General features: G+C 67.4%; 24 protein-coding genes. 12 read left to right on the top strand and 12 right to left on the bottom strand.

What is annotated here, in order from left to right; all coding sequences use genetic code 11:
* Window positions 1-8: 8 nt before the first annotated feature.
* A complete protein-coding gene (locus tag QZ609_RS07180; RefSeq protein ID WP_365901114.1) occupies window positions 9-926 on the bottom strand; it encodes a DUF6662 family protein in 918 nt (305 codons plus the stop codon).
* Between the two features lie 413 nt (window positions 927-1,339).
* Between QZ609_RS07180 and QZ609_RS07175 the strand changes: the two genes are divergently transcribed.
* Window positions 1,340-3,151: a GGDEF domain-containing protein gene (locus QZ609_RS07175; RefSeq protein WP_295492659.1), complete on the top strand. Its 1,812-nt coding sequence runs from the start codon at window positions 1,340-1,342 to the stop codon at window positions 3,149-3,151.
* Between the two features lie 68 nt (window positions 3,152-3,219).
* Here the strand turns inward: QZ609_RS07175 and QZ609_RS07170 are convergent, their stop codons facing one another.
* Entirely contained in the window at window positions 3,220-3,957 is a 738-nt protein-coding gene (locus QZ609_RS07170; protein WP_295492657.1) for a helix-turn-helix domain-containing protein, read from the bottom strand.
* A 131-nt stretch (window positions 3,958-4,088) separates the two neighbouring features.
* Here QZ609_RS07170 and QZ609_RS07165 point away from each other — a divergent pair, with 131 nt between their 5' ends.
* Window positions 4,089-4,748, top strand: a complete 660-nt coding sequence (locus QZ609_RS07165) for a glutathione S-transferase family protein (RefSeq protein WP_295492655.1) — start codon at window positions 4,089-4,091, stop codon at window positions 4,746-4,748.
* A gap of 14 nt (window positions 4,749-4,762) precedes the next feature.
* Here the strand turns inward: QZ609_RS07165 and QZ609_RS07160 are convergent, their stop codons facing one another.
* A complete protein-coding gene (locus QZ609_RS07160) occupies window positions 4,763-6,565 on the bottom strand; it encodes a methyl-accepting chemotaxis protein (protein WP_295492653.1) in 1,803 nt (600 codons plus the stop codon).
* Window positions 6,566-6,799: 234 nt separating this feature from the next.
* On the opposite strand from QZ609_RS07160, the gene QZ609_RS07155 reads away from it, so the two are divergent.
* The 6 genes from QZ609_RS07155 (at window position 6,800) to QZ609_RS07130 (ending at window position 12,758) form a co-directional block, all read left to right on the top strand.
* Complete coding sequence (locus tag QZ609_RS07155) at window positions 6,800-7,906, top strand: S-(hydroxymethyl)glutathione dehydrogenase/class III alcohol dehydrogenase (protein WP_295492651.1); 1,107 nt, start codon at window positions 6,800-6,802, stop codon at window positions 7,904-7,906.
* 10 nt (window positions 7,907-7,916) lie between these two features.
* On the top strand, window positions 7,917-8,795 hold the full coding sequence (gene fghA, locus QZ609_RS07150) for an S-formylglutathione hydrolase (RefSeq protein ID WP_295492649.1): 879 nt from the start codon (window positions 7,917-7,919) through the stop codon (window positions 8,793-8,795).
* A 222-nt stretch (window positions 8,796-9,017) separates the two neighbouring features.
* Window positions 9,018-9,764 (top strand): paraquat-inducible protein A, encoded by a 747-nt coding sequence (locus QZ609_RS07145; protein ID WP_295492692.1) that lies wholly within the window; start codon window positions 9,018-9,020, stop codon window positions 9,762-9,764.
* Window positions 9,761-10,489, top strand: coding sequence for a paraquat-inducible protein A (locus QZ609_RS07140; protein WP_295492646.1), 729 nt, complete (start codon window positions 9,761-9,763; stop codon window positions 10,487-10,489). Before QZ609_RS07145 ends, QZ609_RS07140 begins: the two co-directional genes overlap by 4 nt.
* On the top strand, window positions 10,486-12,129 hold the full coding sequence (locus QZ609_RS07135; RefSeq protein ID WP_295492644.1) for an MlaD family protein: 1,644 nt from the start codon (window positions 10,486-10,488) through the stop codon (window positions 12,127-12,129). The genes QZ609_RS07140 and QZ609_RS07135 overlap by 4 nt, the downstream gene beginning before the upstream one ends.
* On the top strand, window positions 12,126-12,758 hold the full coding sequence (locus tag QZ609_RS07130; RefSeq protein WP_295492643.1) for an ABC-type transport auxiliary lipoprotein family protein: 633 nt from the start codon (window positions 12,126-12,128) through the stop codon (window positions 12,756-12,758). Before QZ609_RS07135 ends, QZ609_RS07130 begins: the two co-directional genes overlap by 4 nt.
* On the opposite strand, the gene QZ609_RS07125 is transcribed toward QZ609_RS07130, so the two are convergent.
* Window positions 12,755-14,254 (bottom strand): PLP-dependent aminotransferase family protein, encoded by a 1,500-nt coding sequence (locus tag QZ609_RS07125; RefSeq protein ID WP_295492690.1) that lies wholly within the window; start codon window positions 14,252-14,254, stop codon window positions 12,755-12,757. The two genes, QZ609_RS07130 and QZ609_RS07125, sit on opposite strands and share 4 nt — an antisense overlap.
* A gap of 176 nt (window positions 14,255-14,430) precedes the next feature.
* On the opposite strand from QZ609_RS07125, the gene QZ609_RS07120 reads away from it, so the two are divergent.
* Window positions 14,431-14,808: a hypothetical protein gene (locus tag QZ609_RS07120; protein WP_295492640.1), complete on the top strand. Its 378-nt coding sequence runs from the start codon at window positions 14,431-14,433 to the stop codon at window positions 14,806-14,808.
* Here QZ609_RS07120 and QZ609_RS07115 read toward each other — a convergent pair.
* On the bottom strand, window positions 14,805-14,999 hold the full coding sequence (locus QZ609_RS07115) for a hypothetical protein (protein ID WP_295492638.1): 195 nt from the start codon (window positions 14,997-14,999) through the stop codon (window positions 14,805-14,807). The genes QZ609_RS07120 and QZ609_RS07115 overlap by 4 nt on opposite strands.
* A 17-nt stretch (window positions 15,000-15,016) precedes the next feature.
* Window positions 15,017-15,160: a hypothetical protein gene (locus QZ609_RS07110; RefSeq protein WP_295492636.1), complete on the bottom strand. Its 144-nt coding sequence runs from the start codon at window positions 15,158-15,160 to the stop codon at window positions 15,017-15,019.
* A 182-nt stretch (window positions 15,161-15,342) separates the two neighbouring features.
* Here QZ609_RS07110 and QZ609_RS07105 point away from each other — a divergent pair, with 182 nt between their 5' ends.
* Complete coding sequence (locus QZ609_RS07105) at window positions 15,343-15,987, top strand: hypothetical protein (RefSeq protein WP_295492635.1); 645 nt, start codon at window positions 15,343-15,345, stop codon at window positions 15,985-15,987.
* A gap of 103 nt (window positions 15,988-16,090) precedes the next feature.
* A complete protein-coding gene (locus tag QZ609_RS07100) occupies window positions 16,091-16,507 on the top strand; it encodes a nuclear transport factor 2 family protein (RefSeq protein WP_295492633.1) in 417 nt (138 codons plus the stop codon).
* 34 nt (window positions 16,508-16,541) lie between these two features.
* Here QZ609_RS07100 and QZ609_RS07095 read toward each other — a convergent pair whose 3' ends face one another.
* From QZ609_RS07095 to QZ609_RS07080, 4 genes are all read right to left on the bottom strand, one after another.
* The gene (locus QZ609_RS07095) at window positions 16,542-18,728 is read right to left on the bottom strand and encodes a TonB-dependent receptor (protein ID WP_295492631.1); all 2,187 of its coding nucleotides are present in this window, start codon (window positions 18,726-18,728) and stop codon (window positions 16,542-16,544) included.
* Between the two features lie 77 nt (window positions 18,729-18,805).
* Window positions 18,806-19,177, bottom strand: a complete 372-nt coding sequence (locus QZ609_RS07090; protein WP_295492629.1) for a DUF2946 family protein — start codon at window positions 19,175-19,177, stop codon at window positions 18,806-18,808.
* A gap of 155 nt (window positions 19,178-19,332) precedes the next feature.
* Window positions 19,333-20,316, bottom strand: coding sequence for a DUF6685 family protein (locus QZ609_RS07085; protein ID WP_295492627.1), 984 nt, complete (start codon window positions 20,314-20,316; stop codon window positions 19,333-19,335).
* 220 nt (window positions 20,317-20,536) lie between these two features.
* Window positions 20,537-21,751 (bottom strand): HD-GYP domain-containing protein, encoded by a 1,215-nt coding sequence (locus QZ609_RS07080; RefSeq protein WP_295492625.1) that lies wholly within the window; start codon window positions 21,749-21,751, stop codon window positions 20,537-20,539.
* 317 nt (window positions 21,752-22,068) lie between these two features.
* Between QZ609_RS07080 and QZ609_RS07075 the strand changes: the two genes are divergently transcribed.
* Window positions 22,069-22,410 carry a hypothetical protein gene (locus QZ609_RS07075; RefSeq protein ID WP_295492623.1) on the top strand — a complete coding sequence of 114 codons (342 nt, stop codon included), beginning with the start codon at window positions 22,069-22,071 and terminating at the stop codon, window positions 22,408-22,410.
* 6 nt (window positions 22,411-22,416) lie between these two features.
* Here the strand turns inward: QZ609_RS07075 and QZ609_RS07070 are convergent, their stop codons facing one another.
* Complete coding sequence (locus QZ609_RS07070) at window positions 22,417-22,923, bottom strand: MarR family transcriptional regulator (protein ID WP_295492621.1); 507 nt, start codon at window positions 22,921-22,923, stop codon at window positions 22,417-22,419.
* Window positions 22,924-22,996: 73 nt separating this feature from the next.
* Window positions 22,997-24,154 (bottom strand): ABC transporter substrate-binding protein, encoded by a 1,158-nt coding sequence (locus QZ609_RS07065; protein WP_295492619.1) that lies wholly within the window; start codon window positions 24,152-24,154, stop codon window positions 22,997-22,999.
* Between the last annotated feature and the right edge of the window lie 164 nt (window positions 24,155-24,318).

Below are 24,318 nucleotides of genomic sequence, written 5' to 3'. Positions count from 1 at the left end.
CCTCGTGATCAGAAGTAGTAGCCCGCCTTGATGCGCACGCGATATTTCTCAAAATCGTTGTCGAAGGTGCGGCCGCCCACCAGGGTGCCGTCGACGGTATCGGAGTGCGCATGCGCCCAGGGGAGCTGCTCCAGGAAGGTGGCCGTCACGAAGAAGTTCTTACCGCCGTAGTGGAGCGTCGGGCCGATGAAGTAGCCGTTGTTGGATTGATTCTTGTAGCGGTAGCTGTTGTATTCGTGTTCGTTGACGAACTCGACGCCGGCCGACCATTTGGGCGCGAAGCGGTAGGAGACGGCGAAGTTGTAGTTGATGTCGGTCTCTTCCTGCCAGCTCTTGCCCGACACCGCACTGGTGTCGTCCAGGTAGCGCCACTCAGGTGCGTAAGTGAAGTTGAACGCCGTCGTCAGCCGATCATCGAGGAAGTTCTTCTGCAGGATGATCTTGGTCTCCAGCTCCTTGAACTTGGGGCCGATCGTCGGTTCGACGTACAGCGCCAGCCCCACGCCGTCGGTGTAGGGGCTGAGCACGCGGTAGATCGCTTCGCCCGAGACGCCGACGAAACGCCGGCCGGTCCACAGCGCGTTCGGATCCACATCCTTGTCGGCAAACTGCTCTGGCGGCGTCGTGGCGCCAAATGGGCCGTTCTGGTAAGCACGCGACCACGCGTAGTTGCCATACAACGCCACCTGAAGACGGTCGGTCAGGCCGTACTCGACCTCCGTCCGCCCTTCGATCTGGTCATACGCCCCGCCGATCTTCTGATGGCGCCAGGTCATCCATTGCTCGATTTCCTTGGCCCCCTTGGGCAGCAGGTCCGTCGTGTACACGTACGCGAACTGGCTCTCTTCCGCCTTCGCGACAGACATGCCCCCCAAACCGAGGGCAGCCAAGCCGAGCAAGCCCCAAAACCGTCGCAAAAAGCCCATGTGTGATTTCCCTCCCCGAAAGCGCAGGCCGGAATCGTAAATGAAAATCACTATCATTACAATTCACTTAGCGACGCTCAGGTGAGGCTTGACTTTGCCTTCACACAATCTTCACGGGCCAACCTCGGTCGGCGCCTGTGGGACCGTGCGCTGCCGTAAACAGCGGAATCTGCGGGACTCGCCATCCGCTGGCGGCGTAGCCGACTCGCCGCATGCTTTTGAGTTGCTTAACAATCACCTTTCAATTGTTAACAATCAGAGGCGTAGAGACGCGTCCAATGTGCAGGTAAAGATGCCCCTCGTCTTGCCGTTAGCCTGGGATGACGCCGGCCTGCCATGCCGGCCGAGACGTCATGTCGTGCCGGCCCGCTCGCCAAGACCCCATGCTTCGGACCATGTCCTCAGAAATGTCGATGGACAGGCGTTTTGGCTTCAGCGTCGCCATCGTCCTGATCCCGATCCTGCTGCTGTCGTGCTGGCTACTCACCTATGAGTGGCTCGCCTACGTGCGCGCCGATGAAGCCTCGCGCAGCTTCCAGTCGCTGCGCGCCGCCTTGCTGGCGATGGAAAAGGTCTCGGCCGAACGCGGCCCGGCCAACGGCGTGCTGGGCGAGGACGTACCGCTTCCCGCCGCCCGCCAGACCGCGCTGCAGCACGCCCGTGAAGAGAGCGACCGCCGCATCGCGCAGTTGCTCGACACGCTGCGCCCCGAGCACTGCGCCCATTGCACGGCCGACCTTGACACCGCCCGCCGCATGCAGGCCGACCTGGCCGCCGCCCGCAGTCAAGTCGACCAGCTGGTCGCCCTGCCCCTGCCGCAACGCGACGATCACATGCTCCAGCATGCGGTGGTCCGGATGATCGCGGTCATCCCTGAATTCGATCCGATCGTGACCGCCCGCACCTCGGGCGTCATCCGCGGCGATGCCGACGCGCTCAACTGCCTGATCCTCGCCCGGCTGGCAGCCGACCTGCGCGAGCACGCGGGTCAGCTCGGCTCGCGCTTGACCGCCGCGCTGGCCATGCGCCGATCGCTGACCGACACCGAACGCTATGCCGTGGAGCGCACGCGCGGCCGCATCGACCAGCTGCGCGCGCTGATCGACTCGCGCATCACCAACCAGTTCAGCCTCAGCCCCGTGCCGCTGGCGCGGCTCAATACGCAGTACTTCGGCGACGGCCTGCGCTACGTCGACCAGGTGCAGGCGCTGACCGGCCACCCGGGCGGCGCTGGCATCACCACCGGCGAGTTTGCCGAGCACTACGTGCCGACCATGCGCGCCATCACCGATTTCCGCGACGGCGTGTTGCGGCTGGCGGAAGACGAATTGCGCCAGCACCGGCAGACCATGCTGCTGGTCCTGACCGGCACCGCGGCGGCCGTGGGGTTGTTGCTGGCGGCGCTGGCGTGGATGGTCGGCTCGTTCCGCCGGCACGTGGTCAGCCCCTTCGTCAACGCCACGCGCAGCATCGACGCCATCGCCAAGGGCGACCTGACCGAGCCCATCCCAACCGCCTTCCCGCACCGGGAGACGCGCGCGATGTTCGCGGCCATCGGCGTGCTGCGCACCAACAGCCTCGAGCGCCGGCGGCTGGAACGCGAGCGCGCGCAGCTGATGGAAGAACTGGCGACGATGGCGGAAACCGATTCGCTCACCCGCCTGCTGAACCGGCGCGCCTTCGAGAGCCGCGCCCGCGTCGTCTGTGAGACATACGGCGAGACACGCGGCGAAACACGCGGCGAAACACGCGGCCAGCCGCGCAGCACCGACGCGCGGCTGGTCGCGCTCGTGATGTTCGACATCGACCACTTCAAGCAGATCAACGACACCTACGGCCACGCCGTCGGCGACGACGCCCTGCGCATCGTCGCCGAGCTGTGCCGCGCGCGCTGGCGCCAATCCGACATCGTCGCGCGCATCGGCGGCGAGGAATTTGCGGTGATGGCGCAGGTGGACACGGCCGCCCAGGCGTACGCCCTGGCCGAACGCATGCGCGAGGCGATTGCCGAGGCGCGCGTGCCAACCGGCGAGGACGCCGGCCATCGCATGACCGCCAGCTTCGGCGTGGCCGTGGCCTCGATGGCGGATGCGCCCGACCTGGAAGCGCTGCTCAAGCGCGCCGACCACCGGCTCTATGCGGCCAAGCAGTCCGGGCGCAATCGCGTGCTGGCCGACGGCACCACCGAAGCGCCCGCAGCCGGGGCCCCACGACGTCAGGCCTGACCCGCGCCGCGCCGGTACTCCGCCGGCGCCTTGCCCACCAGCTTGCGGAAGTCGCGCGTGAAATGCGCCTAGTCGAAATAGCCGAGTGCGTGCGCCAGTTCCGCCAGGTCGATCGGCTCGCCGCCGGCGAGCTTGTCGGCGGCTTCGTGCAGGCGGTAGCGGCAGATCACCCACTTGGGCGTCACGCCCACGTAATCGGAGAAGAGCTGCTGCAGGGTGCGCTCGCTCAGGCCGGCACGTTCGGCCAGGTCGCGCACCTGCGTGAGGCCGATGTCCTGCTGCAGCATCTGCAGGATGGCGTGGATGCGCTCGACCTGCGGATCGGGCGGCGGCAGCACGCGCAGCAGCAGCGTCTCGGCTGCGGCGACCATGCCGGCATCATCCGGCGCGCCCAGCACGATCGCTTCGGCTTCGGCATCGTCGCCGCCGAGCAGCGTGGACACCGGCAGCACCTTGTCCGTCAGCCCATGCACCGGCTTGCCGAAGAACGCACGGAAGGCGCCGGGCCGGAAACGTAGACCAATCACCCGGCCGGCCTCCGCCAGTGTGGTCTCGAACGCGCCCGACACCACCCCGAAGACGCCGGTCTGCCGCCGGTCGAACACCAGGTTCACACACGGATACGGCAGCGTGCGCTGCACGTAGGGCGGCTGGCCGCGCAGGTCCCATTCGACGATCCAGTGGTGGTCCAGCACGCCGGCCAGCGCCGCGCACGGGTGGTAGCGATTCAGGCGGAAGCGCTGGTGGAAGGCCAGCGGATCGACCACGCCCTTGGGCGTATCGGCGACGTCACGCAAGTCGGTCATGAGGGGTCATGCGGCAGGCAGCGGAGGCGATGCCGCGATGATGCGCCGCCGCAGCGGATTTTTCCAAGACGGCAACGCGCAGCCGTCCTACATTGAAACGCTCGCTTCCCAACCCTGCCCCGGAGCCGACGATGCCACAAGACCGCCACCTGATCTTCTACCACGCCCCGCGCAGCCGCTCGGCCGGGGCCCGCATGCTGCTCGAAGAGCTGAACGCCGACTACGAACTGCATGCGTTCGACCTGCCCGCCGGCAAGCACCACCTGCCCGATTACCTGAGCACCAACCCGATGGGCAAAGTGCCCGCGCTACGGCATGGCGATGCAGTCATCACCGAGCAGGCGGCGGTCTACATGTATGCGGCGGAGCTGTATCCAGAAGCCGGTCTGGCGCCGGCCGTGGGCGACCCGCTGCGTGGGCCTTACCTGCGCTGGATGGTGTTCTACGGCTCGTGCTTGGAGCCAGCCATCGTCGACCGCTCGCTGAACCGCCCGCCGGCGGCGTATTCCACCTCGCCATACGGTGACTTCGAGACCGTCATCAACACGATCAGCGCGCAGCTGGCCAGGGGCCCCTACCTGCTGGGCGAGCGCTTCACGGCGGCGGATGTACTGTGGGGCGCGGCGCTGAACTGGACCACGATGTTCAAGCTCGTGCCGGAGACGCCCGTGGTGCGCGCCTATATCGACCGCATCCTGGCGCGCCCGGCCATCCAGCGCGCACAGGCGGCGGATGCGGCGCTGGCTGCCGAGTATGACAAGGCCCGGGCGGCGGCGGCCCCGGCCGCGTAGCGTTCAGCGGGCGCTCAATGCGAGAGGCGGAACGACCCAACCGCCTCGTTCAGGTTGTGCGCCTGCTCTTCCAGCGATTCGGCGGCGGCGGCGGCCTGCTCCACCAGCGCGGCGTTCTGCTGCGTCACCTGGTCCATCTGGTTGACGGCCTGGTTGACTTGCTCGATGCCGCTGCTCTGCTCTTCCGACGCGGCCGAGATCTCGCCCATGATGTCGGTCACGCGCTTCACGGCTTCGACGATCTCGGCCATGGTCACGCCGGCCTGGTCGACCAGCGCCGTGCCGTTGCTGACGCGGCCCACCGAGTCGCTGATCAGCGCCTTGATCTCCTTGGCGGCACCCGCCGAGCGCTGCGCCAGGCTGCGCACTTCGCTGGCCACCACCGCAAAGCCGCGGCCCTGCTCGCCGGCACGTGCAGCTTCCACCGCGGCGTTCAGCGCCAGGATGTTGGTCTGGAAGGCGATGCTCTCGATCACACCGATGATGTCGGCGATCTTCTTGCTGCTGTCGTTGATGCCGCCCATGGTCTGCACAACCTGGCCGACCACGTTGCCGCCGCGCGTGGCCACGTCCGACGCCGTGACGGCAAGCTGGCTGGCCTGACGCGCGTTGTCGGCGTTCTGCTTCACGATGCTCGTCAGTTCTTCCATGCTCGACGCCGTTTCTTCCAGCGAGCTGGCCTGCTCTTCCGTGCGCTGCGACAGGTCTGCGTTGCCGGCGGCAATTTCCTGCGCTGCCGAGCGCACCGAATCGCTGCCCAGGCGGATCTGCTGCATCACCGCCGTGAGCTTGTCGGCAAACGCATTGAACGAACGGGCGATCTGCGCGACTTCGTCTTCGCCGTCCGACGGCAGACGCTTGGTGAGGTCGCCGCTGCCCGAGCCGATGTCGTCCATGGCATCGCGGATCATCGACAGGCGGCGGAACGCGCGTGCCGTCATTGCACCGACGATGAGTGCTGCAACGATGGCCACGCCCACCAGCGCGCCAATCGACGTCATCACAAGCGAGCGCATGCCAGCGGTGGCGTCAGACTTGTCCAGCGCCACCACCAGGCCCCAGTCGGTGCCCTTCACGCCCTGGCGGTAGAGCAGCTTGGACGCCCCATCCACCGGCACTTCCACGGGCTTCTCGGCTTGTGCCAGCGATGCCAGCGTGGCTTCGTTCAACCCTGCCGCCAGCTCAGTTGCCGGCTTGAGCGTGAGTTTGTCATTCGGGTGCGCAACGATCTTGCCGGCCGCGTTGACGAGGAAGCCGAAGCTGGCCTGTGTCGGGTGGATGGCCTTCACGTTGGCGATCACGCTGTCCATCGCAAAGTCGCCGCCGATCACGCCCTTGAGGCCGCCGTCGCGCAGGATGGGCACGGCGAAGGTGACGACCAGTTGGCCCGTGCTCGCGCTCACGTACGGCGGCGTCACCACCGGCTTGCCGGCGTCCACGGCCTGCTTGTACCAGGGGCGCGCGGTCGGATCGTAGGTGGGCGGAATGCCTTCGGGGTTGGAGAATTTGTACGTCTTGTCAGGGTAGCCGACATACACGTTGATGAAACCGCCGGCCTGGTGCACAGCCTTGAACACCGGGATCGGATCGGCCGACAGCGCCGCATCCTGCAGCGCGACCACCATCTGCGTCTTGGAGGCCACCCAGTCGTCGATGCCGGCGATATGGCCGCGCGCGACGGACTGCAGGTTCTGGCGGATCGACTCGTCGTTGTACGAGCGGGTGACGAGGTAGTTGAGGCCGCCGGCGAACGTCAGCGCGCCGACCACGATGGCGACGCAGGTCAGCAGAATGCGGGTACGGATGGAAGCAAGCACAGTATGGTTTCCTACGAAGCCATGGCGGCGGTTCCGCCATGTAAGGCATGCGGCACACGGGCCTGATCAGCCCTGCCGTCGCACAAGAAACGGCTGTCGTAAGAAAAACTGAAGTCTGGTCTGTCGCCAGTGATGGACACGACACGTTGCCGTGGCAGACAACGCACTACAATCGCCCGTCGCTCAACACGCTGCCCCTCGGGCAGGCTCCACTTCAATAGCAAAGGAATGCGCATGAAAACCAAAGCCGCCATCGCCTGGAAAGCCGGTGCCCCGCTCACCGTTGAAGAAGTCGACCTGCAAGGCCCGCGCGCCGGCGAGGTGCTGGTCGAGATCAAGGCCACGGGCATCTGCCATACCGATTACTACACGCTGTCGGGCGCCGACCCGGAGGGCATCTTCCCGGCCATCCTCGGCCATGAGGGCGCGGGCGTGGTGCTGGAGGTGGGTGCGGGCGTCACGTCGCTCAAGGCGGGCGACCACGTGATCCCGCTGTACACGCCCGAGTGCCGCCAGTGCAAGTTCTGCCTGTCGCGCAAGACCAACCTGTGCCAGGCGATCCGCGCCACGCAGGGCAAGGGGCTGATGCCGGATGGCACGTCGCGCTTCTCGCTCGACGGCAAGCCGCTGTTCCACTACATGGGCACGTCCACGTTTGCCAACCACATCGTGGTGCCGGAGATCGCGCTGGCGAAGATCCGCCCGGACGCGCCGTTCGACAAAGTCTGCTACATCGGCTGCGGCGTCACCACCGGCGTGGGCGCGGTGGTCTACACGGCCAAGGTGGAGGCCGGCGCCAATGTGGTGGTGTTCGGCCTGGGCGGCATCGGGCTGAACGTGATCCAGGGCGCCAAGATGGTCGGCGCGGACAAGATCATCGGCGTCGACCTGAACCCCGCGCGCGAAGCGATGGCGCGCAAGTTTGGGATGACGCATTTCATCAACCCGAAAGACGTCGACAACGTGGTCGACCACATCGTGCAACTCACCGACGGCGGCGCGGATTACTCCTTCGAATGCATCGGCAACACGCAGGTCATGCGCCAGGCGCTGGAGTGCTGCCACAAGGGCTGGGGCCAGTCGATCATCATCGGCGTGGCCGAGGCCGGCGCGGAGATCAGCACGCGCCCGTTCCAGCTCGTCACCGGGCGGCAGTGGAAGGGGTCAGCCTTTGGCGGCGCGCGCGGCCGCACCGACGTACCGAAGATCGTCGACTGGTACATGGAAGGCAAGCTCAACATCGACGACCTGATCACGCACACGCTGCCGCTGGAGCGCATCAACGAGGGCTTCGAGCTGATGAAGCGCGGCGAGTCGATCCGTTCGGTCGTGCTGTACTGAGGCGCCTGCGATGACCCAAGCACCGGCACTCGAACTGCTCTCGGAGCACGCCAGCTTTGGCGGCGTGCAGCGCTTCTACCGGCATGCCTCATCAGCCATCGGGCTGCCGATGCGCTTCTCGGTCTACCTGCCGCCGCAGGCGCTGGCGGGCGCGCACTGCCCTGCGTTGTTCTACCTGGCCGGCCTGACCGCCTCCGAAGAGACCTTCCCGATCAAGGCAGGCGCCCAGCGCGTGGCCGCGCGCGAAGGCCTCATCCTGATCGCGCCAGACACCAGCCCGCGCGGCGCCAACGTGCCCGGCGAGACGGACCACTGGGACTTCGGCGTCGCCGCCGGTTTCTACCTGGACGCGACGCAGGCACCGTGGCGCACGCACTACCGCATGGAGACCTACCTCGTCGACGAGCTGTTCACGACGGCGACGGCCGCACTGCCCATCGACGCGCAGCGTATCGGCATCTTCGGCCACTCGATGGGCGGGCACGGCGCGCTCACGCTGGCGCTGCGGCATCCGGAGCGCTTCCGCTCGGTGTCGGCATTTGCGCCGATCGCGCATCCGTCGGTCTGCCCGTGGGGCATCAAGGCCTTCACCGGCTACCTGGGCGACGACCGTGCCGCCTGGGCGGCGCACGATGCCACGCTGCTGATGCAGCAGGCGCGCTGCCCGTTCCCTGGCGGCATCCTGATCGATCAGGGCGAGGCCGACAAATTCCTCGCCGAGCAGCTCTACCCCGACGCCTTCGCCGCCGCGTGCGAGGCCGCCGGGCAGCCGCTGCAACTGCGCCGCCACCCCGGCTACGACCACGGCTACTACTTCATCGCCAGCTTTTTGGAAGATCACTTGAAACATCACGCCACACAATTGCGTGCGCTGGCGGACGCGGTGTAACGTCGGCGCCAAGACCTGCCGCCAGTCGTCAAGATTCGCTACGGTGGGATTTCCAGCAGCCGGGGGCACGTCCAAGGGCCTCCCAGGCTGACGGCGCCCCGGCCTTATACATTCACGTGCGAATGTATAATGGCGCCCACCTCGCGGCACGGTGCGAGGCGCCTGCCGACGAAACCCTGCCGACGCAACATTTCCTACGTGAAATCCTTCTTTTCGTTTCCCTTGCCGTTCAAGGCGCACGACGACGGTGACCCGCGCGACGCGGATCACGCGGTGCCAGTGGCCACGCCGCTGCCCGGCGATCCCGACGCGTGGATCGCGTGCGAGCATTGCGACACGCTGCACCGGAACGAAGTCATCGCGCTGGATGAGGAAGCGCGCTGCACGCGCTGCGGCGTCAAGCTCTACCGCAACCAGAGCGAGCGGTTATCGGTGCTGCTGCCGCTGGTGGTGACGGGGCTGATCGTCTACGTGGTTGCCAACGCCTTCCCGATTGCCGAGATGGAAGCCCCCGGCGCCACCCATGCCACCACGCTGTGGCAGGCGGTGCTGGCGCTGTTCGACAACGACATGCTGTTTGCCGGCGTGCTGGTCGGGCTGACCACGGTGCTGTTCCCGCTGCTGTACCTGGCCATGCTCACGCCGCTGCTGGTCGCGCGCCTGCGTGGGCGCACCGTGCCGCGTGCCGCGCTGATGCTGCGCGTGGCGGGCATGATCCGCCCGTGGGCGATGATCGAGATCTTCATGCTGGGCGTGATCGTGGCGCTCATCAAGGTGGCGCACATGGTGCCGCTCGCGGCGGATGCCGGCCTGTGGGCCTTCTGCGTGCTGACCGTGTTCATGACCCTCGCACTGTCGATCGACCTGCGGCCGTTCTGGCGCGAGGCCGGCATGGCCCTGCCCGCGCCGGCCGAGGCACCACCCGATACCACCGACGCCGCTGCAGCGGCCGACGCCGCCCGCCCATGACGAGCGCCAGCACCTCCCCCACCCCACCGACCCAGCCGGCGCCACCGCCCATCCGCGCCATCACGCGCGGCCTGGCCACGTGCGAGCGCTGCGGCCTGCTGGCACGCCTGCCCAAGCGCACGCACGATGGTGACGACGGCGAACACGGCGCCACGCTCGCGCCCATGTGCCCGCGCTGCCTCGGCCCCATCCACGCGCGCAAGCCCGACAGCCTGATGCGTTGCTGGGCGCTGCTGATCGCCGCCGCGGCCATGTACCTGCCGGCCAACGTGCTGCCGGTGATGATCACCGAGACGCTGCTCGGCACGCAGCAGGACACCATCATGAGCGGCATCGTCTACCTATGGACGTCGGGCTCGTGGCACCTGGCCATCATCGTCTTCATCGCCAGCTTTTTCGTGCCGCTGGCCAAGCTGGGGATCATGGCGGTGCTGTGCATGTCGGTGCACCAGCGCTGGCAGTGGAGCCCGCGCGCCCGCACACGCTTGTACGTGGTGGTCGAGGCGATCGGCCGCTGGTCAATGCTCGACGTGTTTGTCGTGACCCTGCTGGCCGGGCTGGTGCACCTCTCCACGCTGGCCGTGATCCGGCCCGGGCCGGGTGTCGGCCCATTCGCGGCGGTGGTGGTGCTGACCATGTTTGCCGCACGCTGTTTTGATCCGCGCCTGATCTGGGATGCCGCCGACGCGCCGGATGACGAGGAATACCAAGAGGAAACTGCATGACCACCCCCGCCGACGACCAAGACATCCCGCCGCCGCGCCGCATGAAGCGCAAGCGCTGGCTGCCCTCGCTGATCTGGCTGGTGCCGATCGTCGCGCTGGCGGTGGGCGTCACGCTGATGACGCGCGTGATCCTGGAGCGCGGCGCGCTCATCACCGTCACCTTCAGTTCGGCCGAGGGGATCGAGGCCGGCAAGACGCGCGTCAAGTACAAGAGCGTCGACATCGGCGTGGTCAAGGACGTGGGCCTGACCAACGACCGCTCCGGCGCGGTGGTCAGCATCGAACTCACGCGCGACGGCAAGAGCTTTGCCGTGGACGACACGCGCTTTTGGGTGGTGCGCCCGCGCGTGGCGGCCGGCACGGTGTCGGGCCTGTCCACGCTGCTCTCCGGCGCGTACATTGGCGTTGACGGCGGCCGCTCGATCAAGGAGCGCTCGACCTTCCGCGGGCTGGATTCGCCGCCCGCCATCTACGCGGATACGCCCGGGCGCCAGTTCCGCCTGCACGCCGCCGACCTGGGCTCGCTCGACATCGGCGCGCCGGTGTACTTCCGCCGCGTGCGCGTGGGCCAGGTCACCGCCTACGACATCGACGTGGACGGCAAGGGCGTGACGCTGCACGTCTTCGTCAACGCGCCGTTCGACAAGTTCGTCACGCACAGCACGCGCTTCTGGAATGCCAGCGGGCTCGACTTGAAGCTCGACGCGAGCGGCCTGAAGGTCGACATGCAATCGCTGCTGACGCTGGCGCTGGGCGGCATCGCGTTCCAGTCGACGGAAGAAGCTGATCGCGAACCGGTGGCGGAAAACGCCGACTTCGAACTCGTACGCAACGAAAGCACTGCGCTCAAGGATCCGGAACGCATCTCGCAAACGGTGGTGATGTACTTCCACCGCTCGCTGCGCGGGCTGGCAGTCGGCGCACCGGTGGAGTTCAAGGGCATCAACGTGGGCGAGATCAAGTCGATCGGCATCCACTACAGCAAGAAGCGCCAGGAATTCGTGCTGCCCGTCACGGCCACGATCTACCCGACCCGATTCGGGCTACCGGTGCGCGACGACACACCACAGCACGCGGAGCAAGACACGCGCGAGCTGCTCGACGCGCTGGTGGGCAAGGGCATGCGCGCGCAGCTCAAGAGTGCCAGCCTGCTGACCGGCCAGCAGTTCGTGCAGCTCGATTTTGTCGAACCGGGCAAGGCCGCCCGCTTCGGCCCGCGCGACAGTCTCAACGGCAACGAGAACGCCTACCTCTTCCCGACCGCCGACAATGCCACCGACGACATCGAGACGCAGATCGCCGGCATCGTGAAGAAGCTCAACCAGGTGCCGTTCGACCAGATCGGCCAAGACGTGCATCGCACCCTGAACACGCTCGACGCCACGCTCAAGCAGACCGAGCAGCTGGCCAAGACCGTCAACAGCGACCTTGCCCCGCAGATGAAGGAAACGCTGGCCGAGGCCCGCCGCACCCTGGAGACCGCGCGCCAGACCTTCTCCGAAGACGCGCCCCTGCAGCGCAACGCGCGTGACACGCTGGAGCAGGTGGGCAAGGCCGCCGCCTCCGTGCGCGTGCTCACCGACTATCTCGACCGCCACCCCGAAGCCCTGATCCGGGGCAAGGCAAAGGATGCCCAATGAAGCGAGCCAACCAACACGCCCTCCTGCGACTGACGTGCGTGATCGGCGCCGCCGCGCTGATGGGCGCCTGCGCTTCGCCGGAGCCGACCCTGCATACGCTGTCGCTGCGCGCGGAGGCGCCGGTGGCGGACGCCGGGCGCTTCCAGCGCGCCTTCCGCCTGTCCGCTGTGCGCGTGCCCGACCGGCTCGACAAGCCGCAGATCGTGCTGCGCACCTCCGACAGCCAGGTGCAGGAACTGGAGCAGCAACGCTGGGCGGCACCGTTCGGCACGGAGCTGCGTGACGCGCTGTCGGCCAATCTGGCCAGCACGCTGTCGGCGGTAGACCTGAACGATGCGGCGGCGCCGGCTGGCGTGCCGCTCTACCGCATCGGCGCGGATGTGCAGGCCTTCGATGCGTGGCCGGGCCAGAACGTCTCGGCGCTGGTGACCTGGCGCGTAGCGCGCGATGCCGGCAAGCCTGCCGGCGCGCTGACCTGCCAGACCACGCTCACCGAGCCCGCCGGCAACGAGGTCGACGCGGTGGTCGCCGCCACGCAGCGCGTGGTGCAGCAGTGGTCGCAGCGCATCGCGCAGAGCGTGCAGAGCCTGGAAGCGCCGGGCGCGGGCGCGCCGGCGTGGTGCCGTTAGCTTTCCGCCAGCTGGCGCGCTAGCTCTCCAAGCTGCGCCAGCGCCGCCTCCACCTCGGCCGTGTACGGCAGTCCGAAGCAGATGCGGAAGTAGTGGTCGAACCGGTTGAGGTTGGAGAACATCGTGCCGGGTGCGATGCGGATGCCCTCCGCCAGCGCCACGTCGAACAAGGCCGTCGCCGACACATTGGGCGGCAGCTCCACCCACATCGCCAGGCCACCCGCCGGCACCGACAGCCGCGTGCCGGCCGGAAAGCATCCTGCAATCGCCTCGGCCATGCGCTCGCGCTGCTCGCGCAGGGTCTGGCGCAGCGCACGGATATGCCGGTCGTACGCACCTGAGGCGATAAAGCGCCCGGCCATCACCTGCGACCACGATTCGTTCGGCCGCGACTGCGCGAACTTCAGCATCTGCACGCGTTCGTGCCAGCGCCCGGCCGCCATCCAACCCAGGCGCAGGCCCGGCGCCACCGTCTTGCTCAACGACGCACAGTAAATCACGTTGCCCGTGCGGTCCCAGGCCTTGAGCGCCTTGAGCGGCGTGGGGCTGTCGGCCAGCGGGCTATAGGTGTCGTCTTCGATCAGGGCGATCTGGTGTGCCTCGCAAAAGGCCGCCATGCGCCGCTTGACCGCGTCCGGCATGATGCTGCCCAGCGGGTTCTGCAGGTTGGGCACCACCACCACGGCGCGGATGTTGCCGTAGGCCTGCACCGCCATCTCCAGTGCTTCCAGTGACATGCCAGTGCGCGGGCTGGTCGGGATCTCCACCGCGCGCATGCCCAGGCTTTCCAGCACCTGCAGCAGGCCGTAGTACGTGGGCGACTCCACCGCCACCGTGTCGCCGGGCTGCGCCACCGCGCGCAGCGCCAGGTTCACCGCCTCGATGCAGCCATGCGTGACCACCACATCGTCCGGGGCGATCTGCACGCCCATGTCGAGCGCGCGGCGCGCCACGGCGGTCTGCAGCTCCGGATGCCCATTGGGCGTGACGGCCTGCGCGAACAGCAGCGGACGCGTGCGCAGCAGTTGCGTGGCGATGCGGTTGAGCGCAGCGGCCGGGTACAGCGCGGCGGCCCCGCTGGCCCCCGAGAAGTCCACGCGCACCTTGGCCTGCTGCCCGCGCGCGACGATCGACGACACACGCGCGTGCACGCCCACGTAGGCCGCCGGGTCAGGCGTGGCCACCTCCGGCTCCTTGACCGGCGCCAGCAGTGCGCGGCGCGGCTGGCGCACGAAGTAGCCCGAGCGCTCGCGCGCTTCCAGCCAGCCTTCGGCCTCCAGGTGGCGGCAGACCTGCAGCGCGGTCGACAGGCTCACGCCGTGCGTGCGCATCAGCGAGCGCACCGACGGCATGCGCTGGCCGGGGGTCAGCACGCCGCTGCGCATGGCGCCGAGGTAGTGGTCGGCCAGCATGCGGTACAGCGGCTGCGCGGCCGACGCGCGCACACCACGCGCAGCGGGGACAGCGGGGGCGGGAGACAGTTCGAGCACGGACATGGTGGGCGAGGCGGGAGGGGCGTCTTGACGGATCATGCAGCGGCCTCCCGCATCAGAACAGATACAGACAAGTCGAAAGCGTACCGTAACAGATGGCCGCGCAGCGCGCGCTGTTGCGGTGCGAATGCCGGCGCCTGTGCCTGTTTCGGCGCCCCGGTGCACCCTACGCTGCGGTCATGTTCCCTGCATTGGAGACCGACATGACCGCTTCGACACCTGAATCTGGCTGGCTTACCCTGCCGCCCCGGCAGAGCCGTCTGCACTGGCTGCCGGCCGGCACCCTCGTCGTGGTGACGGAGGGCCGGCTGACCTTGCAGCACCCGCCGCGCTGGCTGGCGGGGGAGACGGTCAGGCTGCGTCACGTGCTCACGGAGGGTCATGCCCAGCCGCTGGAGACGACCGGCTGGTGGGGCCTGCATGCCGATAATGCCGCCGGCGCAAGGTTGCGCCTGCAGGTGCCGGCGACGGCGGTCGCACGCTGGTCCGCTGCGCTGGGACGGGCACGCCGGTGGCTGCTTGCGGCGCTGCCGTTGCGCGGCACCTCGCAGGGCTAGCGTTTGCGTTCCGGCCCAGGCGACGGCGCTTGCTGCTCCCTGCCCGGGTCATGCGGCAGGGAGGCATTCTCGAAATCGCCCGGGTCTTCCTCGCCGGCCACGCTCTCGCCGGGCAGGGCCGGCACCGTCGGGTGCTTGACGTGGTGATGCGGTATCGGCTGCGCCGGGACGGACGGCTTGTCTTGAGACATGGCGATGTGCGCGCGCCTCAGGGCTGCTTGCGGCTGTTCTGGTGCTGTCCCAGGCGTTGCTGGTTCTGCGGCTGCTGGCCGAGCCGCGCGGCAACACCGCCGTGCTGCGCGCGCTCCTGCATCGGGGTTGGCTTGTCGACCGGTTGCTTGTGGTGCTTCATGGCGGCTCTCCTTGCGGCGCGCGCATGCCTGCGCTGCCGGAAGAAGACGTAGCAATCAACGTGCCGCAAACCGGCCCTGCACGCTGGCGTGCGTCGCTCTACACTGGCGGCGGACCGGTCGCCCCGTCTGGCGGTATCCCGGCCAGCCGCGCCCACTGTGGGCGCATCCTCTGCCCTCCCCCATGACACGACTGCCCTCACCTGCCACCACTGTCGCTGCGCTGGCGATCGCGCTCTGCGCTGCCCTGCCCTCTACAGCCTTTGCCCAAGGCGCCACGGCCGGCAGTACCCCGGCACGGGTACGTGCCACCATTACCGCCGCTTATGCCGACCACCTCGACGTGACCGACCGCGCAGGCAACAAGGCCACGGTCAGCCTGCCACCCGATGCCACCGTATCCGAAGTGGCCACCGTCGCGCCCAATGCCATCCAGGCCGGCAGCTACATCGGCACGGCCGCCGTCAAGCAGCCTGACGGCACGTTGCGCGCGCTGGAGGTGCATGTCTTTCCGGAATCGATGCGCGGCACCGGCGATGGTCACCACCCGTACGACCTCGGCGCGGACAGCTCGATGACCAACGGCACCGTCGAGCGGGCCGGCGCCGTGACGGGCGCGCAGGGCCGCACGCTGTCGGTCAAATACCAGGGTGGCGAGCAGCGCATCGTGGTGCCTCAGGAGGTGCCCATCGTCGCGTTTGCACCGGGCACGCGCGACGAACTGAAGGCCGGCGCACACGTGATCCTGATCGTGCGCGCAGATGCCCAAGGCAGCCTGATCGCGCAACGCGTACTGGTCGGCAAGGACGGGCTGACCCCGCCGATGTGAGGCTGGACCGCGGGCCGCTGGCGGCTTCGGACGATCCTGTCCGGAAACGGCCAGCGCCCGCGGGTGTCCGCGCCTAAACTCGCTCCGCGCAATGGGAGGCGACATGGGTTCGGAACACAACAAGCAGTGCATCGTAGCGGCGTGGCGCGCCTTCGCCAGCCGCGATGCGGCGCGCATCGGCGCGTGCTTCACCGAAGACGCGCAATGGCTGGCGCCCGCCGGCAACGGCACCGCCGTCGGCCTGGGTATCCCGCATCACATGGTGGGGCGTGCGCAGATCGCGCGTTTCATCGCGGAGGATGTTGGCAAGCTGTTCGTGGCCGATGTCCAGGTCGATTTTCGCGGCCTGTACGCCGAGGGCGACGTCGTCATCCTTGAAGAGCGCATGCAGGCGACGCTCGCCAACGGCCGCCCCTACGACAACGACTACTGCTTCATCTTTGAACTGACCGACGGCCGCATCCGGCGCGTGCGCGAATACATGGACACGCACCGCAGCCGGCTTGCCGTGCTCGGATGAGCCGGCCATCGCGCGCCGGCCCATCCCCCCTGCGTCAGAACGGCTTGCTGATCGCCACGTAGAAAGTGCGGCGCGGCGCGAACTGCGGTGCCCCCACGCCGATGCCCGTGCCGTCGCGCAGCTGGTAGCTGCGGTCGAACACGTTGAGCACGGTCAGACGCGTCTTCAGCTTGCCGACCATCGGCAGCGTGAAGTCATGCGCGGCGCCCAGGTTCAGTTGCCAGTACGCCGGCAGGTGGTCGGAGTTGACGAAGCCACGGCGCAGGCCGGTACCGAACAGCGCGTCGGCCATGTAGGTCGTGCCCGAATATTTGTATGACACGCCGGCGGAGGCGGCCACGCGCTGATCGTGGTCGAGGTTGACCCAGTGGCTGTTGATGTAGGCGAGTTCCGCGTCGCCAAAGTTGAACTGGCCGGTCTCGATGCCCTTGCCCTGTGCGCGCGAGATGCCCACGTTCAGGTATGCGCCGAAGTTGCCTTCGCGATAGTTGGCCGAGCCTTCGAGACCATAGATGCGGCCGCGCTCGTAGTTGAAGGCGGAGAACAGCAGCGCGTTGCCGAACTGGCCTTCGTCCTGCAGGTGGCGCACATCGCGGTAATAGGCGTCCAGGCCCAGCGTCAGGTGCGGCGTGAGCTGGTGCGAGATGCCCAGGTCGAAGTAGTTCGAGCGCTCCGACTTGACGGCGGTGTTGGCATCCGAGGGCAGCGCGTTGGTGGTGCCGACGAATTTCTGCACCGTGACCGGATCGAACTTCTCGGTGGGCGGCGGCGTGAAGTAGCGCGCGTAGCCGGCGTGCACGCGGGTCTGGCTGGTCAGGTCGTAGGTCAGGCCCAGACGGGGGCTGAGCTGCTGCTCGCTGACGATGGTGTTGACGTGGTCGTAGCGCGCGCCGTAGTTGACGGTGAGCCGGTCGGTCGGCTTCCATTCGTCCTGCAGGTAGACGCCCAGCGTGGTGCCGCTGCCGCTGGTGTTGTCGACGATGGTGAACGGCGTGCCGCTGGCCTGCGCGCCGGTGCTGTCGGCCGGGAACACGCTGGAGCTGTTGTCGACGTTAAAGCGCTCGCGCTGCACGAACACGCCCGCGCGCAGCGTGTGGCGGTCGGTCAGCTTGTAGCTGGCGTCGCCCTGCACGCCATAGGCTTCGTTGCGGCGCATGATGTTGGCGGCCACGCCGTTGTAGACCAGGTCGCCGATCGGATCCGGCATGTAGTCGATGCGGCTGGCGCGGCGGAACAGCGAGACCTGGTAGTCCAGCTTGGGCGACACCGTCTGCTGGTACGTCAGGATCTGGAAGTCGGTCTTCTCACGCTGGTTGGCATTGAGCGCCGTCGAATCGGGCGGCGTCGCGCCGTCGAGCGTGAACTGCGGCTGCAGGCCCGGCCGCGTCGGGATCTGGAAGCGGCTGTTGGCGGTGCCGAACATGAAGCTCACGCGGCTGTCATTGTCGAGCAGGTACGACAGCATGCCGAACGACTTGTTCTGCGTGGTGTGGTCGTGCGTGGCGTTGCGGTTGCCCGTCGGGTTCTCGATGCCGAGGTTGTTCTCGGCAAACACGCCCGAGAGGTAGTAGCTGAAGCGGTCCTTGGTGCCCTGCAGCTGCGCGTTGACCTCATGCGTGGCGTTGCTGCCGAGCACCGTGCCGATCTCGCCGCTGACGGCCTTGGGCTCGCCGGCCTCGTCGGTGGTGGCGCCCTTGGTCTGGATGTCGACCACGCCGGCGGTGCGGTAGCCGTACTGCGCCGGCAAGGCACCGGTGATGAAGTTGATCTGGTTGGCAAAGCGCGTGTCGAGCATCTGCCCGAACCCGCTGATCGGCTCGGGGATGATGACGCCGTTGATGCGGTATTGCAGGTTGGAGTGGTCGCCGCGCACGTGCAGCTGGCCGAACGAATCCTGCACCACACCCGGCGCCTGCAGCAGCACCTGGTTCAGCGGTGTGTTCTCGCCCTGCGGCAGGCGGGTGATGTCGTCGGTGTCGAACTTGTAGACCGAGCTGCCAGTATCGGGCGACAGCGCATTGCGCGCCGCGTCCAGACGCTTGGCGGTGACGCGCGTTTCGCTCAGGTCACGCACGTTGGTGGCGGAGGCCGGCGCTGCGGCGGGCTGGGTTGCGGGCGCGGCAGGGCTGGCGGCTTCCTGCGCCAGGGCAGAAACGCTGACCAGGGATGGCAGGGCGGCGGCAAGCGCCAGCACCAGCGCGCGGGGCTGGAACGGAATCATGAAAGGCCTTTGAATCGTGTGGATGCGTCAAACGGCACGCCGCGCATCAACGCGGCGAGCGGTGGGCAAAACAAACGTCAAAGGCCGAACGGGGGATCGCGGGAGCAGACCGCGACAGGAAAGACCGGCGTACCGGCCCACACGCCAACGTGCGGAAAATGCCAGCGCCGCGTCGTGCGCAGGCGCAGCACCACCAGCACCGGCAGCGCTGCGGCAAGCGCCGCGAAGGCCGCGCACTGCAGGCAGGCGTGCTCCTGCCCGGCCGGATTGCCGCTGCGCTCGGCGGCGGTCTTGCCGGCCGGCTGCAACGCGGCGCCAATCTCGCTGCCGCCCTCGCTCCAGTGCGACAGCGCATGCCGCAGCGCGCCCTGCTGACCAAACAGCAGCAGCACCGCCAGCAGGCAGGCCAGCCAGCGCAGATGCAGGAAAGAAGCGCGGAACGAACGCACGAATGGATCAGGGGCGAGGAAAGGTGTCGGCGCGACCTTAGGACATCGCGCGCCTGAATGCAACTAAGTTGCGAATTCTGACACCAGCCGCCCGGTTCGGCAATCCACCTATCCCGGGGGCAGCAAAATGCGGCCCTGATCCTATGCCGTGGGTATTACACCCGCGTGTGCGCGAAACCCGGCGCGAAGCCAGTCGGCACGCCCAGGGCCGGCACCGACACGCGCTTCCAGCTCGCGCGCGTCTTGCGCGCCACCGCGCGTTGCGCCGGCGCCTCGACCTCGCTGGCATCGTGCAGGCTGGCGAGCCACGCACCGTAGTCGAACCAGCCGTCGCGCACGAGTTGCTCGCCCACCCGGTTGGCAAAGCGGTCGGACTTGGGCAGGAAACACAGCTCGAAGCCTTCGGACTCGCGCCGGCCATGCATCCAGCGATGCGGCACCTGGTGGCTGGTCAACGCCTCCGACAGCCGCGTGCCATAGCGCTGCTGCGCCTGGCGCCGCGCACCGATCACGTGGAAGCTGTCCAGCAGCCGACGCACGCCCAGCGCCGAACGCGCATGGCAGATCTCCGCGTCGACCAGGAATTCACGGTTCTGCGTGCGCGCCTGCAGCACGAGCGCGGCGAAATGGTGCGCGCCCCACTCGTTCATATAGAACAGCTCGCCGCCGGCAAAGTCATAGGCGCGGAACACGTTGGCCTGATCGGCATAGCGGAACACATGGCGCGCGTTGGCGGCGAAGTCTGCATCCGTGCTGTGCGGAATGCGGCGGCAGTGCTGGTGCGCGAACACCAGCATGCTCGGGAACGAATGCACCGAGCACGGCGACTGCGCCAGTCCCGTCACCGCGCGGATATCGACCTTGCGGCGCTCGCGGCGCATGCCCACCAGCTGGCTCAGATGGTGGTGCAGCTCGTCGACCCACTCGGCGCCCGGCAGGTGCTTGGGAAACAGTTGATGGGCGGGCTCGGTGAGACCGCCTTCGAGGATGGCCGGCACACTCTTGTGCCAGATATCGAGCTTCCAGTGTGAAAGCGCGTCGCTCTCGGTGCGATGGTGCGCAACCGATTGCGTGACATTAAAGGCCCGCGACTGGATCACCCAGTCCGAGACCGATTGCAGCATCGTGGAAACGTTCATGCCACCCCCCGGTAGACCGAATCGTTCGTTGGTAAGGTTGCCGCCGCCGCTCTATGTGGCGATCAGTCGGCAAAGTTGAGATCAACGACTGAACGGTACCCCACTTTAGTGGGGTGTGCCATGAAGTTTATTGAAGTCCGTGTTAATAAAAATACACATAACACGTAGGGACTTTCCAGTCACACGGCGAGCTGCTTGGCATGGCAGCCTGCCGCCCGGCTCAGACCAGGCACATGTCGGAGACCTCTTCGTCCGACAGGCCCCAGGTAGCGGTGTCTTCCACGCTGACGATGGCGTCGTCCGACTTGCCCAGGCTGATGCGCTCGGGGCGCACGCGGGTCTTGGTGTTGCCGGAGTAGAAGACCACCACGTCTGGCTTGAGCGCCGAAGTCTCGCTCTGGTTGACCACCACGCCCAGCCGGTTGGTGCGCAGCTTGACCAGCGTGCCCACCGGGTAGATGCCCACGCTGCGCGTGAAGGCCTGGAACACGGTGCGATCGAACTGCGTGTCGGTGCGCGCCATCATGTACTTGAGCGCCTGCGCCGGCGACCACGCGTGGTGGTACGGGCTGCTGGAGGTGAGCGTGTCGTACACGTCGCAGATGGCGCCCATCTTGGCCCACAGGCTGATCGCCTCGGCCTTTTGGGCGTCGGGGTAGCCGCTGCCGTCGATGCGCTCATGGTGGTGCAGGCAGACCTCGCGCGCGATCTCGCTGAACTGGCCGGTGCCGACCAGCAGGTGGTGACCGCCCACCGCGTGGGTCTGCAGCAGCGCCAGCTCGTCCTTGGTCAGCGCCGTGCTCTTGTCGAGCAGGGTGCGCGGCATGGACGACTTGCCGATGTCGTGCACCAGCCCGCCCAGGCCGCATTCGCGGATCTCATCTTCAGACAGGCCCAGCGTGCGTCCCAGCGCCACCATCAGCGCGCAGACAGCGAACGAGTGCAGGTAGGTGTAGTCGTCCTTGTTTTTCAGCCGCGCCAGGGCAATCAGTGCGTACGAGTTGCGCGCCAGCGAGTTGGACACATCGTCCACCAGCAGCAGCGCCTTGTCGGTCTCCAGAGCCCGGCCCATGCGGGCTTCGGCAAACATGTGGCCGAGCGTCGCCTTGCCGCTCTGCATCAGCTTCTGGGCGTGCTGCCACTCCTCCTTGAGGGAGGTGGGCGTGACGGGTGGGAGCGCGCGCACCGTCTCGCGGGTCAGGGGCTCGGGCGCCGGCGCGGGTGCCGGCGCGGGCATCAGGGCCTTGGCAATGACGTCGTCGCCGCGTTCCGGGTCGATCCAGATCTCGGTGATGCCTGCCTTGAGGATGTCATCCACCTGTCCCTGATGCGACAGCTGGAACTGCGAACGCCAGAACGGATGCTTCAGCCAGGACCCGCCCAGCTTCATCACAAACATACCGACCCGCAATTGGTTCGCCTCGATTCGCTTCATACCCTGCCCGCCTCGGCTCAATGTCCGTTTTGATGGAATGGAATGCGACACGCCAGCCGACACTGGCACGATCTGCGCTACGGAGAGTGGGTGCTCGATGCCACTCGCGAAGATGTCGCGCTTGGCTAATCGGCAGCCTTGAGGGAAACTTGAGAAAAAGATCGGCTGGCAGCACTCCAGCTGCCGCGAACGGGGACGCCATCAGCGGGATGCGCGTCAAGACCCTCGCCGGGCGGGCTGCCGGCGGGGCAATGGCGGCGTACACTAGGTTGTGGGCGTGTCAGGGTCATGACGCGCTCGTATGATGCTCGCTCGACATGCCACACGATCCTTCGCCCCAACGCAAGCAAACTGAAGCCGATGACTTCGCGCTCAACCGCGACGCCATCCGCTGGCTCGCGCAGTTGCCCGATGAGGTCCGGCCGATCGAACTCGGCCGCGAATTCCCGCGCATCGTCAACACCATCGCCGCCAAGTGGGCGGACTTCAACGGCTGCCGGCTCTACCTGAACGGCCTGCAGATCGACGAGCGCGGCGGCCGCCAGGGCTTTCAATTCGTGATCGTGCAGGAGATCTGCGCGCTGCGCGAGTACTTCGATACGCTCTACCCACCGCCAAAGGACGCCTGGCAACAGGCCCTGGACGCCGACAAGCGTTAGCGCCGCCTAGGCCGGCCCGACTGCTACTTTATTCAGCAGCCCCAGCAGCATCCGTCGCTCTTCCGTGGACAGATGCGCCGTGACGCGTGCGTCGTGAGCCACCACCGCGTCCGTGATCTCCCACAGCGTCGCCTCCCCCTTTGACGTCAGCACCAGCCGGAAAGCGCGCCGATCGACCGGCGACGGATGCCGCTCGACCATCCCCATCTGTTCCAGTGTATCGACCAGCAGCACCGCGCCCGAGCGTGCCACGCCCAGGATATTGGCCAGCTCGGTCAGCTTGAGATCGGGGTTGTGCGCGATCACGGTCATGGCCGAGAAGCGCGGCGGCGTGATGTTCCACGCCTGCAGCGAGCGCACGAAATCCTCGTAGATATGCAACTGGGCGCGGCGCACCGCGTAGCCGACCAGCCCGTCGAGCGCGCCATATTCCACGTCAGCCACGTGCGGGTTGAAATGGCCGGACTCGGCCACGGCGGGGTACAGGTCGTCGGCTTTGGGGGAGCGCGGCATGGTGACGTGGGGGTTGCGGGATCCGTCGATTATCGTTGGCCGGACGCCCGCCATCCATGAACCGAGAAGAACTTCAGTTCTTCACGACGTCTCGATCGGTGGGAAGCAGCTTCCACTTGCCGTGGTCGATGGTCAGCAGCACACGGCCGCGCGCATCAAAGCCGAAATGATCGGTCGCGGTGTAGTTCAGCACACCGTGCGAGACGACGATGTCGCGCTCTGACTCCAGCGCGTCCTTCAGCGCCCGGCGGAACTCGGGCGTGCCGGGCTTGGCCTTCTTCAACGCCACCGGCACGATCCGCTGCAGCACCTGCAGCGCGTCCCACGTGTGGGCGCCGAACTGCGTGCGGGTGTCGGGGCCGTTGGCCTTCTCATAGCGGGTCACGTACTCCAGCGCGGTCTTCTTGCTCGGGTGGCTGTCGGGCAGCTGCTCGGCCACGATCACCGGCCCGGCCGGCAGGATGGCCCCGTCGACCGTCTTGCCGCCGATGCGGATCAGGTCCTTGGTGGCGGCGCCATGGGTCTGGTAGATCGGCCCGGCATAGCCGCGCTCACGCAGGGCGGTGTGCGGCAATGCCGCGCCGGTGCCGGCGCCCGCCACCAGGACCGCGTCGGGCTTGAGACTGACCAGCTTGGCCACCTGCCCCGTCACGTTGGTATCGGCGCGCGCGTAGCGTTCCACGTCCACCACCTTCAGGCCGCGCGGCGTGGCGGCGGCGGTGAAATCCTTCAGCCAGCTCTCGCCATACGCGTCGGCAAAACCAATGAAGCCGACCGTCTTGACGCCGCTGGCGGCCATGCGCGCGGTGATCGCCTCGGCCATCAGCGAGATGGGCTGGGCCAGGCGGTAGGTCCAGTCGCCTCGGCCCGGCTTCAGCTCGACGGGCGCGAGCGCCAGTTGCGGCGTCTGCGATTCGGTGGCGACCTCGGCAATCGCGATCGAGGGCGCCACCGCGGAGGAACCGACGATCAGGTCCACGTGATCCTCCGTCACCAGCTTGCGTGCCAGGCGCGTGCCGGTGGCCGGGTCGGAGGCGTCGTCCACCACCACCAGGCGCAGCTTCTCGCCGCCGATGGCATCCGGATAGAACGCGAGCGAATGCTTCTGCGTAATGCCGAGCGAGGCCGATGGCCCGGTGGTCGACAGGCTCACGCCCACGACGATCTCGGCATGGGCAGCGGTGGCAAGCAGCAGCGCGGCAGCGGCGCAGATGGCGCGGCGAATGGTCATGGGTCTCCTCCCGGTGACGTGGGTGCAGATGTGAGGTCAAGCGGCCTGGCGCGCGCGGCCGGGCATGGGCGGCTGGTCGCGCAGCGATTGCGGATCGAAGCCGGCCAGTTTTTTATAGCGCATCGCGATCCCTTCCAGCTCGGTGCGGGGGATCACGTCGTCGA

This window comes from uncultured Ralstonia sp. (genome assembly GCA_913056305.1).
Taxonomy (GTDB): Bacteria; Pseudomonadota; Gammaproteobacteria; order Burkholderiales; family Burkholderiaceae; genus Ralstonia.
The sequence above is the reverse complement of the archived record's forward strand: the minus strand, read 5'-3'. Positions and strand labels throughout refer to the sequence as shown.